Raw genomic sequence first — 14,501 nt, 5'->3', positions numbered from 1 at the left:
AAACCCAACCAGGGATTGAGAGCGAGTCCGTCAGCGAAATTTTACCTGCGAAAAAATTAAAGTAGTACAGCCGGATTAAGGTGCTCAAAACTGTTCCAGCAACTCCTATTGCGCCCACTTTTGCCCAGACAGCAGATTTGGTATTGGGAGAAGTCGGAGCGTCAAGCAGGTCATTATTGATGTCTTTATTTTGTTTTTTTGTGGCTTTACTTCCAGAAATAGGAATTTAAATCCGGCACCTCCCCATCAAAAACCACCACCCGGTACCGCGCCAGGCAGGTCTCTCCCGGTGCAATAAAAAAGCCTTCCCTGATAACCGGTGAAACGGAAAAATAGGGCAACTCGGGGTGTACCCGTACGCCGACGGGCCAGCGGAAGTTCTCCGGATGAGGAATGACGGCCATGCCGGCTTTGCCGCCGGGCAGGTCTCCGTAGATCGCGGTCCATTCCGGGTGGGTGTGGTTGGCGGAATCGCCGGTGAGGCCGTCGCTGGTCAGGAATTCGGCGGGGGCAAGGAAGTTGGCCGTGTCCTTCGGATTCCAGTGTTTGCTGCCTCGGATACCGAGGCCGCCGTAGAGGTGTTTGTTGAGGAAAAGCGTGTCTTTCGTAACGTTGGTTTGCTCGCTGCGGACGTCCCAGACGAAGACGTCGTTGCGGTCGTGTACGCGGACGGTGAGGTTTTCTTCCAGCACAGGCTCCTTCCACCCGTAAGCATTCACCAGATGGGTTACGTTAGATTTAAAGCCGAGGAAGCCATCAGCATCGATAGTTTCTTCTACCTCATCGTTCATTATCGTGGCCAGCTCTTTGTGCGTATTCCAGAAGTCAACAAAACTGTCGCGAAAAGTCGTGTTCGTCCAGGCACTGAAAAAGCCATTCTGGTGGGCGTAGCCAACGGGAAAACCGTCGGACACAATCTGCCCGGAAGGGCTGTAAATGGGATGAAGGAAGCCGGTGCGTTGGTAATAAGCGGGTAAGTCAGCAGGCATATTAGAGGCGATGCGATACGCCAATACCGGCTGATCATGTTGAAAAATACGTAACTCTTCGTTCGTTTCTTCCAAACGAAGATTGCCCTTTATCCCTTCCCCCTTCGCCCCTTTATTTTCGGGGGCGCGGCCGCAGGATGCAAAGAGGAGGATAAGGGAGCAGAGGAGAAGGAGGGGAAATCGAAGCATGGAACTAAGGTAAGTTGAACATTTGCAACTTCCACTTTCATGTGTTTGTTGGCCATTTAAAACCACCCATCGATTTGTAATGGTTGTAAGAAAAGAAATCTCCGAGCACAACGAATTATACCTGTACATGAACGGTAAACTCATCTACAAAAGATGGTTGAATACCGGTAATTCCAAGGTTTTTGATCTGATGGCTTACAGTAAATACACTTACGCAAGTTATACTGATCTGGACATAGAAAACTCTCCTTATGTGATCACCGTAAGAGCAAAAATTCGGTTTAACCCTCCTACGGAAGATGGACGAAGTACAGGTATCTATAGTGGATACCGACCTAATCACTTTTTCCACCTTGATGAATATGATGATCGTGTAGAGTGCTTTATGGGAGAGATTTCATTTGAAGAACCCGACATACTTGAATTGGGCAAAGCTTACGAAGTCAACGTTAGGTTTATTCTCTCGCAGAGGATAGAGCCTTACCTGAAAGTTGGTAAGAAATGGTTTATTAACGAAGGCCCTACGAATGTAGGCACCGGGGAGATTATCCGTTTTCTACCTTCAGCGGGTTAAATACCTCTGTTTTTAGCGCGCCTGGAAGGCGCTTTGGCCGGTCGCTGCTGGAAGCAGCTTACGCCAGGGTAAAGACGGTAATCTCCGGCCGGACGTTGAAGCGGACCTGCTGGCTATGTCCCAGCGCACGATTAATGTACAACTGACGGCCATCTCCCAGATCAAAGGCACCGGCGGTGTAGCGCCGGTTTTTCACCGGCAGCAGGGGTGGCGGTAAAAAGGGGGGCTTGCATTGTCCGCCGTGAGTGTGGCCGGAGAGAATCCAGCCCCGGTAGCCGTTCCAGACGTCCATATCGCAGACGTCAGGGTTGTGGCAAAGAACCAGGTTGGCGGCAGCCGGGTCAATACCGCTTGTGGCGGAACTGGGGTTAAAGTTAGTTCCCCACAGGTCATCAATACCCGTAAGGTGTAGCCCGTTGACGACGACCGTCTCATTGCGTAGTGTACGGACATCAGCGCCGCTAAGGATACCAACAATCTCGTCCCCAACGGTCTCCTCCCCCCAATTATGGCCGTAATCATGGTTGCCAAGAATAGCAAAAGTGCCGAGTGTCCCTTTTACGGCATGAGCCATCACTTCGCGGAGCTGCCGCAGTTGTTGCTCGTCCTCCCAGCTCACGAAATCACCGGTATACACCACAATGTCCGGCTCCAGGGCCGAGACTCTTTTAAAAGAGTCAATGATAAATTGGTAGTCGAACCGGTTGCCGACGTGGATATCGCTGATCTGCAGCAGGGTTTTGCCCACTAAAGACTTTGGCAAGTCCACGATGGGAAGTTTTCGACGGACAAATTCCAGCCAAAAGGGCTCCACCTGCCAGATGTACAGGCCCGCCAATACCCCACCGGCAGCGAGCAGGCCGGTAGTGCGGAGAAAAGTTCTTCGGGAGATCATGCTCACTATTTACTTTGAATAACAAAGTTCTATGAAAAATATTGCCTTGCAACTTCTTTGCTTCAAAAACTTTCCCTTGCACCTGCGCGCCGCCGCCAAACAGGTCCCGTCAGTATTGCGGTATGCGCGCCGAAAACTTCCCTCACTCAGGTTCGTTATTTCAAGTATGACCGAGCCAACTCCTGATCAACAACCCGATCTTAAATCCCTCGTACAGCAGCTCAATCAGAGCGGCCGGCAAAACGATATTAAGCAGCGGCGCGCTAAGATTGACGCCCTGATTGATGAAGATTTCGTCACGCTAACAGATTTGCTCCATAAACTCGCCCAATGATTGATTACCTGAACGAAAATGACCTGGCCCATCTCAATGAGCGAACGATAAAGGCGCATGGTGGCCAGTTTGAAGGACCCGACAACCTGGCGAATCAGGATTCCCTGACCGCCCTGCTGGAAGAAATTGCCGCTGACGGGTTGCCTCACCTGGGGGACAAGGCCGCTGCATACATGTACGGCATCATTAGCCAGCATATTTTCCTCGATGCGAACCCGCGTACTGCCTTGCTGGCCGCACGCACCTTCGTCAGGCTCAACGGCGGCACCTTCCATAAGAAGTTGAAAGTGGTGGAGTACAATGGTCAGCAGGTACCCGCCCACGCCAAAGACCGGGCCGCCATCTGGAGACAGCTCACGATGGAAATAACCAGCGGAGCTCTATCTCTGGACGCCTGCCGGGAGTGGTTCCGCAGAAACACGACCACACCCTCGGCAGGGAAATAGCAGATCGGGAAAAATAGGTACGCCATCAGGTGAAATTGATAATTGGAAAGGGCTCGTCTGGCTCCACCTTTGCATCGTCAAGGCAATGAAGCCACGGCGATAATTATCAAATCAATTTTATTATGGCAACTTTTCAAATCCCCACCCGCGAAACCGTAACCGAAGCGAACCAGCAAATTTTTGACAATCTGGAAAAAGGGCTCGGTTTCGTCCCTAATCTCTATGCTACCTATGCCCACTCCCAAAATGCATTGGGTAACTATCTGGCTTTGTCTGGTGCCAAGACCAGTCTGAATAATAAAGAGAAGGAAGTCGTCAATCTGGCCGTAAGCCAGGTAAATGACTGTTCTTACTGCCTGGCAGCCCACACGGCAATTGGAAAAATGAATGGTTTTACGGATGAGCAGATCATTGAATTCCGGGAAGGACGTTCCACCTCTAATGATAAGTTGGGTGCCCTGGCAGCCTTCTCCCGCACCGTAACGGAAAACCGGGGAAAGCCCACAACGGAAGCCGTTGACGCTTTTCTGGCCGCTGGTTATACCCGCGAGAACCTGGTAGATACCATTGTATTGATTGGCGACAAGACGATCTCCAACTATCTGCACGGCGTTACGCAGGTGGCCGTAGACTTTCCGGCAGCTCCGGAGCTGGCTCCTGCTCTGGCCTAAGTTATGACGGACCACTATTTTCAACACAATTATTAGCGTCCGGCGTTAAGCTTCTGACTTTAAGTAGTCACGAAACTTAGCGTCGGGCGCTTTTTCTTTGTCTGGAGGGCAACCTGCGTTTATTCTTTTCGTTTCTTGCGGGTATGGCGAGGCGTCCAAAAAAAATCCACGAAAAGCGGGACCTGATTGAGATCGGCGACCTTCGGATTCCGGTGAAGATCATCACGGAAGCCCGGCGCTACAATACCCGTGCATCCGTTACCTCCCGTGCACTGATCATCCGCTTACCCGCCGGGCTCAGCCCGGTGCAGCGGGAAAAACAATTGGGCGACATGTTGGCCTGGGCGCAGGATACGCTGGAGAAAAAGCCGGAGGCTTTTGCTCATTTCCGCCGGGTGGAGCAGGCGAGCCGATATGAATTTGCCATTCGGGAAGCAACTTACCAGATTGAGGTAGACAGCCATGAGCTACGCGACCACAAGATTATTCGGACGGCACCACGAGATCTGAAAATCCTGCTCAACCCGGAAGACCCGCGGGTAAACGGCGGCAAGATCATCCCAAAGCTTCTAGCCAAACATTTTGGCGGCATGTACCTCCATGAGGTCAGTGAGCGGGTTCACGAGCTGAACGAGCTCCACTTTCGCCGCTCCATCAAGGCCGTTAAGATGAGTGATACTTACTCCCGCTGGGGTAGTTGCTCTCACGTTGGCAACATCAACCTCGCGACTCGTCTGCTGCTGGCCCCTTCCGAGGTACTTGACGCTGTCATCATCCATGAACTGGCTCACCTGGTGGAGCAAAACCATTCTTCGCGCTTCTGGGCTCAGGTGGAGCGGGCCTTGCCCAACTACAAAGAGTACGACGAATGGCTGCGCCTGCACGGCAAGACCTTACTCTTTGAGCCGGTGGCCGTCTGATGCTTTTCGTTGTGTAATTTTGCGGGGACAATCAACCCCTACGTTTCTACCTATGCGCATCCCCTTACTTTTTCTTCTTGCCCTGGCTTTTAGCAGCTGCGTCTCCAACAAAATTCACGAAGGCATTGTCCAGGAATTCCAGGCAGAACTCTCTGCCCGCGACCGCGCGCTCGATCGCCAGCAAGACAGCCTGCTGACCACCCGCCTCGCCCTGGAGCGGAGCCGGGGCGGCAATGATATGCTGCTCATTACCCAGGACCGGCTGCAGGACCGCCTCGTGGTGCTGGAAGACGAGCTGGATCAGCTACGCGGTAATCTTACCTCCACCAATTTTCAAATGAGCAATCAACTTGCCAAGTTGCGCCAGGAAAAGCGGGAAGTAGAATTAACCTATGATAGCTTGCGCATGCGTCAGGGCGACATCGTCGACCGCTTCCAGCAGGGAGTAGACAATGCCGCGAAAGTTATCCGGTCCTCCGTGGAAGGAATGATACCTGATGATAGCTACGCACTCTCTACCAGTGCGGGTGAAGTCACCCTGAGCATTCAGGAAGACCTGCTCTTTAAAAACAGAACCTCCGATCAGATCAACGACGAAGCGGCCACCATACTCAGAGCCGTTATGGACGCCCTGCAGGCGGACCCCTTGCTCAAGCTATCCGTCGTTGGGCATACGGATAACCAACCGAACCCCCGACGGAACTTCAACAACTGGCAATACGCCGCCCGCCGGGCCACGGCCATCGCCGAAGAACTGGCAGAAACTTATTACCTGAGCCCCAATCGGGTGGTGGCCGCCAGTCACGGAGAGTTTCGCCCCGTGCAGTCTAACGCAAGTCCGGAAGGGCAGCGGGCCAACCGCCGGCTGGACTTTGTGCTGCGAAACAATGTAGGCAATCTGGTGAGAGAACTCAATAAACTGGGAGAGGGCGACAAATAATTCGCATTTAGTGAATAAATTAATAATCATTCAACTAATTGCGTATTAAAGCGTATCTTTAGGTACAAAGCTCAAAACAGCATGATTGAACACATTGACGCCACTAAAGTCCTTTTTCTGGACATTGAAACCGTCAGCGGTAAGGCCACCTACAGCGACCTAAGCGATGACTTTAAGGCACTCTGGGGATACAAAGCCCCCGGCGTACTGAAGCGCTACGGCGAAGAACTGACCGAAGAAGAAAAAGCGGATAGTTACGTTGATAAAGCAGCCATTTACGCTGAATTCGGTAAAATCGTTTGTATCAGTGTTGGAGCAGTTTACCGGGACAAAGACAAGCGGCTGAAGATTCGGCTGAAGTCCTTCGCAGACCGTGACGAGAAGAAGCTCCTCGAAGATTTCAACGCTATGCTCGACCAGTACTACGGCGATACCAACCGGCAATTCATCTGCGGCCATAACATTAAGGAATTCGACGTGCCGTACATGTGCCGCCGGATGATCATCAATCAACTGCCCCTGCCCAAGATGCTGCAGATTACCGGCAAAAAACCCTGGGAGACCAATCACTTGCTGGATACGATGGCTCTCTGGAAATTCGGCGACTATAAATCCTATACTTCTCTAAAGTTGCTTGCCGGAGCCCTTGGCTTCCCTACCCCGAAAGACGACATCGATGGCAGCCAGGTAGGGCGCGTCTTCTGGGAAGAAGACGATCTGGATCGCATTGCGGTCTACTGTGAAAAGGACGTGCTGGCAACCGCCCAGCTGTTCTTCCGCTACCAGCTGAAACCACTGTTGGAGGAGGATCAGATTCAGGTGGCAGAAAGGTAGTCTGATTCTGCTGATAACGCAAACGATCGAAGGTCCTTTCAGGACGCTTCGAGGTATACTCAAGGGACCTTGAAGCGTCGCGGAGCGACCTTTAAGCGTCCTGGTCCTGGTGATTGCTCTACCTCTCCTAGTGGGTACTCTTCGCGGGTGCGGCAATGGCCATGTGATAATCCCGGCCGATGATGTCCGCATATTTGTCCAGTAGCTCAAGAACGCGGCCTTCGCTGTCGCTGGCAACGATAACGCCAACGTGCTGCTTTTTATCCATTTTCCAGACGATTTCCTCGTCCTGAAACGGATGCATATCAGGATGCTCAAAACGGCAGAGACTCACTACGATGCCTGCCTGCCGGTAGCGGCGCCCCGGTGGGTGATATTCTACGCCGTGGGCCATGGCGGTTTCCAGCCGGGCCCATTCGGCCCAGAGGCTGACGCCGGTAGCGGCTTCGACCATTTCGGCGAGGTGGGCCCCGCCCACCCGGCTGGCGGTTTCGAGGAAGACGAAGCTTCCGTCAGCCATTTTAATAAATTCTGTGTGACTGGCGCTGAACTGCATGCCGAAGGCCTGCATGACGTCAGAAGTCATCTGGCGGAGAGTGACGGCATCCGGCGCATCGTAGGGCACACTGACGGAACGGAAAATACCGCCGCCATGAGCCACCTCGAAGGGCGTGCTCAGGTAACGGGAGACCTGACAGAAAACGACCTCTCCGTCAACGCTGATCGCATCCGCGTGAAAGACATCTCCCGGGCGGAACTGCTCCACAAGGTACTGATGCCGCTTTTCGCCAAGGGCATGAACGGCCGCCCAGAGTTCTTCTGCGGAATGGACTTTTTGGATGCCGGTCGCACTGGCTTCGCCACGGGGTTTGATCAGGCAGGGGTACTCAATTTCCGACGCCCATTTGCCAAGGTCCTGGTTATTAAACAGTGGAGAGAACGCGGGCACGGGCACCCCGTGCTCCAGAGCGCGGGTGCGCATGGCGAGCTTATCGCGGAAGAAGCGAGCGGTCGTCTGGCCCATTCCGGGGATCCGGAATTCTTCGCGGAGGTAAGCTGCTTTTTCCACGTCAAAATCATCGAGCGCAACGATGCGGTCAATCTTTCGCTCCTGCATCAACCAGGCGAGTCCTTCGGCAATATGGCCGATGTTTTCCGGGCTGTTATTGTCTTTCTCCATGAAGAAAAACTCGTCGATCGATTCCCGTGGCCAGGGCTCGTTCATCAGTTTCTTCATGGTAAGCAGGTAGACAGTGTTACCGGCTTCCTTACTGGCGCGCAGGAAGGGCGCACCCTTGAAATAGCAGGAGATGCAAAGGAAGGTCATAGTTGGGGCTCTTTAATGCATTCAAAGCTACTACTGATTAGGGTAACAATCCTTCGGAAAAGATCATATCTCTAAAATTTATTTTCGTGGATCATCCGGCGCGGACGCGGGTGCAGGGAAAGCTCGCTCTTTCAACGTTTCATAGCACCTGCGGGCGCGCCCAAATTGCCGTCAGCTCCCCCTCCAGCTACCATTTAGTTACGAATGAGCAATGTTGTTTTCATCCCGGGTAGTCATCGGGAATGAACCTGGCAGTAGGGTTCAGGCGTATTAAGGAAAAGAAAAAATATGGCTCTTACAGAATCTACGATGATCGACATCGGTACTCAGGCACCGGATTTTTCCCTTCTCGACACCGTCAGTGGCAATACCCTTACCTACACTGACGTAAGCGGACAAGCGGGAACACTCGTTTTTTTCATCTGCAACCACTGCCCCTACGTTTTGTACGTTATGGATGAACTCATTGCCGTTGCCAACGACTATAAACTGAAGGGCATCGGCACCGTGGCCATCAGCACGAACGATGTCGTTCGTTACCCGGTTGACAGCCCGGATAACATGACCGCCTTCGCCAAAAAATATGACTTCTCCTTCCCTTACCTCTACGACGAAGAGCAAACTGCCGGCCGGGCGTATGACGCTGCCTGCACCCCTGACCTTTACCTCTTTGATGCCGAAGGCAAACTCTTTTACCGTGGCCGCCTGGATGGAAACCGCCCCGGCTCCGGCCGTGAGCCCGACGGCACTGACCTGCGCAATGCCCTGGACGATCTGCTGGCCGGACGTCTCTCCCCCGAAAAGCAATATCCCAGCGCCGGCTGCGGGATAAAGTGGAAATAAGCGAAAAAACGCTTATTTTGGGAAAGGTTTGTCGGGCGAGTGAGTCAGACAAACCTTTTTTTCATCCCTTACACCTACCTGAAAATGACAACCGAAAACGAAGAGCAGGAAAAAAGCGAAAGCGGAGCCCCCATTTATCGCTATGACGAAAATGCAGAACGGCCCTTCACCCCTGCCACCGGCAATGAATCGAGTATTGAGCAAATCAGTGAGCACATCGAGCGACACATCGGCCCGATTGAGTCCGTCTTTCACGAACTGATCTCCGATACGATTCATATCGACGTTTACTGGGTAAAACCCGGTGCCGAACGTCCGTATCACACGCTGGTCACTTCAGGCATGAGTGATCTGCCCATGAACGTGCCTACCGAAATTCCGGAACACCTTTCGATGCAACATACTGAGTTGTGCGTTTTACTTCCTCCGGAATGGCAGGTAGAAAAAATTCTAAACCATCAAGCGGACGACGAGCAAACGGAGCAATTTTACTGGCCCATCCGCTGGCTCAAGATTATTGCCCGATTCCCGCATCAGCTAAACACCTGGATTGGTTATGGCCACACTATCCCCAACGGAGAAGACGCCGAACCTTTCGCGATGAATACAGAGCTGGGCTGTATTCTTTTACTACCCTCCGTTTCACTGGGACCTGACTTTTTCACGCTTGACACTAAAGAGGGCAAACACATTAGCTTTTACGCTACGTTCCCCCTTTACCGCGAAGAAATGGATTTCAAAATGAAGAAGGGCGTTGATGCCCTTCTTGCGCGGTTGGAAAGTGAGGGCATTGACGATGTCGTGGATCTGAGCCGGAAAAACGTCTGCCGGAAAAAATTTCTCGGCTTGTTTTAGTTAAGGTTTCACCTGAATCTTCCGTTTTTTTGCGGAGGAATGCAACCCTTCCATTTTTTGCCCGTACATACTAACACATTAGTAGTTAGTAACCCCACACTATGAGATTTAGCCATTCTGTACTGCTTCTGCAGTTTCTGTTCTTTGCTTCCCTGACGGCTCAGAACATGCCTCCCGAATATACAACCCAACGCATCCAGGGCGACGCGCCGACGATTGATGGCGACCTTGATGACCCCGCCTGGCAGCAGGTGAAATGGGGAACTGACTTTCATCAGCGACAACCAGACGACTCTGCCCCCGTTAGCCAGGAGACGGCCTTCAAAATCCTCTATGACGAGCGTTTTCTCTACGTTGCCTGGCGGGCTTACGACACCGATCCGGATAAAATAGAAGCACGTCTTGGCCGACGAGATGACTTCCCTGGCGACTGGGTGGAAATCAACTTCGACAGCTTTAACGATAAACGGACGGCTTTCTCCTTCTCCGCCTCCGCCAGCGGTGTACGCGGAGACGAATTCATCAGTAATGACGGCAACAACTGGGACGAAAGCTGGAATCCCTTCTGGTTCTTTAAAGCAAAGACTGACGAAGATGGCTACACCGCCGAAGCCAGGATTCCTTTCTCCCAACTTCGCTTTGGCAAAGAAGAGAACCAGACCTGGGGTCTTCAGGTAAACCGTAATCTTTTCCGTGAGCAAGAAGCCAGCTCATGGGCACCCATCAAACAAACCCAGCCGGGCTGGGTAAGCCGCTTCGGCATCTTGAAAGGTCTCAACGGCATCAAACCCCGTAAACCCCTCGAACTACAGCCCTACGTACTTGGGCAGGTTCGTACCGGTGGGGGCTTCCCCGACGAAGACCCCTTTGGCCGCAAAACAGATGAACGCCTGAGTGCCGGCCTGGATGGTCGCATCGGCATCACCAACGATGTAGTGGTGGATTTCACCATCAACCCCGATTTCGGCCAGGTAGAAGCGGATCCCGGCGCCATCAACCTCGATGGTTTTCAGATCTTTTTTCAAGAGCAAAGGCCCTTTTTCGTTGAAGGAAGAAACATCTTCAACTACCGGATCACCCAGGCGGAAGCGGGCGGTTCTTACAACGGAGATCTATTGTTTTACAGCCGCCGCATCGGCGGCTCTCCGAGCCGCTTCTTACGGGAGCGCCACGGTGCCGGCCGCTTCGTTCGCCAGCCGGAGAACACCACAATTCTTGGCGCCGCCAAGGTGAGTGGGAAGACCCGCAGCGGGCTATCACTCGGGTTACTGTCCAGTTTTACCGAAAGAGAGTTTGCCACGGTTATTGACAACAACGGTGAAGCAAGAGAGCAGGTAGAGCCCTTTACCTCCTACAATGTCGGGCGGGTACAGCAGGACTTCAACGAAGGACAAACGACCATCGGGGCGATGCTCACCAGCGTTAACCGGGATCTTCACACCGAGGAGCTCAACTTTCTGCATAACAATGCTTACTCTGGCGGGATGGACTTCGTTCACCGTTGGAAAGACCGTGCCTGGGCGCTACGGGCCAATGCCGTCTGGAGTCAGGTACGTGGCAGCGAGGCAGCCATTACCCGGACTCAAACCTCCTTTGAGCACAACTTTCAGCGGCCCGACGCTGATCACCTCAGCGTAGACACTACCGCTACCCGCCTGAGCGGGACGGGGGGCACGCTGGCCATCGGTGAATTTGCCGGCGACTGGGTCTTCGAAACCGGACTTACCTACCGCAGCCCGGGGCTGGAGCTTAACGACATAGGCTTCCTGAACAACACCGAACAATTTAATTACTTCGCCTGGGGTGCACGCCGCTGGCGGAACCCAACCAAAGCTTTTAACCGCTTCCAGTGGAACCACAATATTTACGCTGGCTGGGACTGGAGCGGAGAGTCTCTGAACCGCAGTTACAATACCAACGTTTGGGGGCAGCTGAAAAACTTCTCCAACTTCCGCTTTTTCCTCAACCTGGAGCAACAGGACATCAGCCGTAACGCGCTGCGGGGCGGGCCGCTTTTCCGCAGGTCTCCCGGCTATGCAATGGGCGGTGGCATCGGGACCGACGGGCGGAAAAAGCTCAACGCCTACCTCTACTTCAACGGCGGCAAAAGCTATGATGGTAACGTGATGGGGGGAGAAGTTGGACTGGAAATTAACTACCAGCCAACGGACGCACTCTCGCTTTACGTCGAGCCCAGCTTTAACCCTTCTACCCGTCGTGACCAGTACATCACGACTCTCACCGACGATGGACGGACGGGGTATATGCACGGTAAGATCGATCAACAAGTCATTAGCCTTACCATGCGGGCGACCCTCAACCTCACCCCTGACTTTACTATCCAGTACTACGCCCAGCCATTCGTAGCGCGTGGAGTTTACGATGAGTTCAAGATCGTGGATAACCCACTGGCTAAGGACTTTGACAATCGTTTCATCGTTTTCCCGGAAAACAACGTTGCCTTTAACGGCGAGTCCGGCACTTACCAAATAGATGATGATACAGACCGTGGTATCGATTGGGAGTTCGGTGATCCGGACTTTAACTTTCTGCAGTTCCGGTCCAATCTGGTCGTCCGTTGGGAATACCGACCCAGTTCTACCATTTTTCTCGTCTGGTCACAGGGTTCCTCCGGAGGAACAGACCCAACGCAGAGTGCCTTCCAGGCCCTGACGCAGGACTTATTCGCCAACGATGTCCGGAATACCTTTTTGGTGAAGGGGACTTATCGCTGGGTGAGATAGGGGTAGACGGTAGTCGGTAGAACTGTAGATGGTAGAGCCGTTCTACAATTCTACCGTCTACCGACTAACAAGATGGGCGCAGCCGCAGGTGCAACAGCCCCCAATTGGCGCTCCGCGCCAGCCCCCGAAGGGGGAGGTTGAATGAGCAGTACTTAACAAGCCATCCCTACCCTTTCACTACCTTAGCACCGAAGGACCGACCATGAAGCACACCATCCTGGTTTTCGGCGGGCTCATTCTGGCCTGCTTACTCTTGTTTCGGGTAAGCGAATACGCGCTGGTATCCGGTGACTTGACGGTAGAGATCGCTCTCGCCGTCACTGCGCTCTTGTTTTTGGGTATTGGCCTTTATCTCCGCCAGCCGTCTCCCCTAAAGGAAGCTCCAGCTTCTACTGTACTCGTTGATGAGGCCCAGCTTAAAAGCCTCGGCATCTCTGCGCGGGAGCACGAGGTACTGGGCCACATCGCCGCCGGTCTTTCCAACCGGGAGATCGCGGAGGTACTGTTCCTCTCCGAAAGCACGGTCAAAACCCACGTTTCGAGTCTGCTCAGCAAGCTCGACGCCAAACGGAGGACGCAGGCGGTGGAGCGGGCCCGGGTGATGGGGATTATTTAATACCCTCCGGCTGAAGCCGGGGGTACAGGGCCATATCAGCACTAAAGAACCATAGGTTTGGTACTTTAGTATGACCGCTATCTGACCTGATCGCCGCAAATTTGTGTCAAAACAAATACACTATGAAAGCTACTCTGCTCAAGTATGGCCCCGCCGCCTTTATCTCTATGCTTGTCCTTTTTGCCCTCGGCCTCATTGTCGGTCAGAATCTGGACTACTCCACCCAGGAGATCGTCGGTTACCTCACCATGATTCTCTCGCTGTCGCTGGTCTACTTCGCCATCCGGCATTACCGGGACAGGGAGAACGACGGCCAACTCACCTTCGGCCGGGGCATGGCCATCGGCATGATCATCTCCGCCTGCGCCGGCTTTGGCATCGCCATCGCGGATGCTTTTTACACAACGGTCATTAACCCGAACTTCGTCACGGAGTTCACCGACCGCGAACTCTCCCGCCTGAAGGCCGATCTCCCCGCCGAGGAATACGAAGCCGCCGCCGCTACCCTGATGGAGCAGATTAACATGATGGGCTCGCCGCTGGCACTGGCGGCACTGATGTTCGTCACGGTGCTGCTGCTGGGGCTGATGGTGAGTTTGATTTCTTCGTTGGTTTTGCGGAATACCGATAAGCAGGTATCCGCCTAAATCAAAGTTTCTTGGGTTCCCGCCCCGTCAGCCCCCCCAATTCCCGCGTAATCCGCTCCACCGGCCAGTCCCACCACCGCACCTCCAGCAAATGCTCGATCTCTGCATCAGAGAATCGCTGCCGGATCACCTTCGCCGGGTTACCGCCGACGATGGTGTAAGGGGGCACGTCTTTGGTGACGACGGACTTGCTGCCGATGATGGCCCCGTCCCCGATCGTCACACCGGCCATGATGGTGGCGTTGTAGCCGATCCAGACGTCGTTGCCGACGGTGGTGTCCCCTTTGGTAGGGTAAGACTTACCCGCCATAGCCGGGGCCCAGTCTTCGCCGAAAATGGCGAAGGGAAAAGTGCTCACCGCATCCGTCAGATGATTCGCACCGTTCATGATGAAGGTCACACCAGAGGCTATCTGACAGAACTTACCAATGATCAGCTTGTCGCCGATAAATTCAAAGAGATAACGAACGTTCTGCTCGAAGTTTTCCACCGTTTCGAAGTCATCGTAGTAGGTGTACTCCCCGACCTCAATCTGGGGGCTCTTGATGATGTTTTTGAGAAAGCAGAGTCGGTCGTAGTTGGCTAAAGGGAAGGTTGTCTCTGGGGAAGTGGGCATGAGCAAGGGTTTTTTCGCCGACTAACCGCCAAAGGCAGACGCGAAGCGCACTCGGCGGTAC

General features: G+C 53.4%; 16 protein-coding genes. 12 read left to right on the top strand and 4 right to left on the bottom strand.

Features of this window, described 5'->3' with window-relative positions; genetic code table 11:
- Nucleotides 1-206 precede the first annotated feature (206 nt).
- Nucleotides 207-1,178 carry a DUF6807 family protein gene (locus tag BM123_RS15305; protein WP_175489410.1) on the bottom strand — a complete coding sequence of 324 codons (972 nt, stop codon included), beginning with the start codon at nucleotides 1,176-1,178 and terminating at the stop codon, nucleotides 207-209.
- Nucleotides 1,179-1,257: 79 nt separating this feature from the next.
- On the opposite strand from BM123_RS15305, the gene BM123_RS23970 reads away from it, so the two are divergent.
- On the top strand, nucleotides 1,258-1,752 hold the full coding sequence (locus BM123_RS23970) for a hypothetical protein (protein ID WP_139211905.1): 495 nt from the start codon (nucleotides 1,258-1,260) through the stop codon (nucleotides 1,750-1,752).
- Between the two features lie 58 nt (nucleotides 1,753-1,810).
- Here BM123_RS23970 and BM123_RS15300 read toward each other — a convergent pair whose 3' ends face one another.
- Entirely contained in the window at nucleotides 1,811-2,644 is an 834-nt protein-coding gene (locus BM123_RS15300) for a metallophosphoesterase (protein WP_090170199.1), read from the bottom strand.
- A 34-nt stretch (nucleotides 2,645-2,678) separates the two neighbouring features.
- On the opposite strand from BM123_RS15300, the gene BM123_RS15295 reads away from it, so the two are divergent.
- The 6 genes from BM123_RS15295 to BM123_RS15270 all read left to right on the top strand — a co-directional run bounded on the left by BM123_RS15295 (nucleotide 2,679) and on the right by BM123_RS15270 (nucleotide 6,792).
- The gene (locus BM123_RS15295) at nucleotides 2,679-2,981 is read left to right on the top strand and encodes a class I SAM-dependent methyltransferase (protein WP_090170069.1); all 303 of its coding nucleotides are present in this window, start codon (nucleotides 2,679-2,681) and stop codon (nucleotides 2,979-2,981) included.
- Nucleotides 2,978-3,427 (top strand): type II toxin-antitoxin system death-on-curing family toxin, encoded by a 450-nt coding sequence (locus BM123_RS15290; protein ID WP_090170067.1) that lies wholly within the window; start codon nucleotides 2,978-2,980, stop codon nucleotides 3,425-3,427. Before BM123_RS15295 ends, BM123_RS15290 begins: the two co-directional genes overlap by 4 nt.
- A gap of 122 nt (nucleotides 3,428-3,549) precedes the next feature.
- Nucleotides 3,550-4,098, top strand: coding sequence for a carboxymuconolactone decarboxylase family protein (locus BM123_RS15285; RefSeq protein ID WP_090170065.1), 549 nt, complete (start codon nucleotides 3,550-3,552; stop codon nucleotides 4,096-4,098).
- A 143-nt stretch (nucleotides 4,099-4,241) separates the two neighbouring features.
- Nucleotides 4,242-5,018, top strand: coding sequence for a M48 family metallopeptidase (locus BM123_RS15280; protein ID WP_090170063.1), 777 nt, complete (start codon nucleotides 4,242-4,244; stop codon nucleotides 5,016-5,018).
- Nucleotides 5,019-5,070: 52 nt separating this feature from the next.
- Nucleotides 5,071-5,958, top strand: a complete 888-nt coding sequence (locus tag BM123_RS15275; protein WP_175489409.1) for an OmpA/MotB family protein — start codon at nucleotides 5,071-5,073, stop codon at nucleotides 5,956-5,958.
- 81 nt (nucleotides 5,959-6,039) lie between these two features.
- Nucleotides 6,040-6,792 carry a ribonuclease H-like domain-containing protein gene (locus tag BM123_RS15270; protein ID WP_090170059.1) on the top strand — a complete coding sequence of 251 codons (753 nt, stop codon included), beginning with the start codon at nucleotides 6,040-6,042 and terminating at the stop codon, nucleotides 6,790-6,792.
- Between the two features lie 127 nt (nucleotides 6,793-6,919).
- Here BM123_RS15270 and BM123_RS15265 read toward each other — a convergent pair whose 3' ends face one another.
- Nucleotides 6,920-8,119, bottom strand: coding sequence for an ATP-grasp domain-containing protein (locus BM123_RS15265; protein WP_090170057.1), 1,200 nt, complete (start codon nucleotides 8,117-8,119; stop codon nucleotides 6,920-6,922).
- Nucleotides 8,120-8,407: 288 nt separating this feature from the next.
- On the opposite strand from BM123_RS15265, the gene BM123_RS15260 reads away from it, so the two are divergent.
- The 5 genes from BM123_RS15260 (at nucleotide 8,408) to BM123_RS15240 (ending at nucleotide 13,824) form a co-directional block, all read left to right on the top strand.
- Nucleotides 8,408-8,962: a thioredoxin family protein gene (locus tag BM123_RS15260; RefSeq protein WP_090170055.1), complete on the top strand. Its 555-nt coding sequence runs from the start codon at nucleotides 8,408-8,410 to the stop codon at nucleotides 8,960-8,962.
- Nucleotides 8,963-9,046: 84 nt separating this feature from the next.
- Entirely contained in the window at nucleotides 9,047-9,817 is a 771-nt protein-coding gene (locus BM123_RS15255) for a suppressor of fused domain protein (RefSeq protein ID WP_090170197.1), read from the top strand.
- Nucleotides 9,818-9,918: 101 nt separating this feature from the next.
- Nucleotides 9,919-12,561 (top strand): DUF5916 domain-containing protein, encoded by a 2,643-nt coding sequence (locus BM123_RS15250; RefSeq protein ID WP_090170052.1) that lies wholly within the window; start codon nucleotides 9,919-9,921, stop codon nucleotides 12,559-12,561.
- Nucleotides 12,562-12,763: 202 nt separating this feature from the next.
- Nucleotides 12,764-13,177, top strand: coding sequence for a response regulator transcription factor (locus BM123_RS24820; RefSeq protein WP_090170050.1), 414 nt, complete (start codon nucleotides 12,764-12,766; stop codon nucleotides 13,175-13,177).
- A gap of 122 nt (nucleotides 13,178-13,299) precedes the next feature.
- Nucleotides 13,300-13,824, top strand: a complete 525-nt coding sequence (locus BM123_RS15240) for a DUF4199 domain-containing protein (protein WP_090170048.1) — start codon at nucleotides 13,300-13,302, stop codon at nucleotides 13,822-13,824.
- A 1-nt stretch (nucleotide 13,825) separates the two neighbouring features.
- On the opposite strand, the gene BM123_RS24815 is transcribed toward BM123_RS15240, so the two are convergent.
- Entirely contained in the window at nucleotides 13,826-14,440 is a 615-nt protein-coding gene (locus BM123_RS24815; protein ID WP_090170046.1) for a CatB-related O-acetyltransferase, read from the bottom strand.
- Between the last annotated feature and the right edge of the window lie 61 nt (nucleotides 14,441-14,501).

Source organism: Neolewinella agarilytica (assembly GCF_900110645.1).
GTDB lineage: Bacteria > Bacteroidota > Bacteroidia > Chitinophagales > Saprospiraceae > Neolewinella > Neolewinella agarilytica.
Note: the sequence above shows the minus strand (reverse complement) of the source record. Positions and strands in the feature narration are given on the sequence as shown.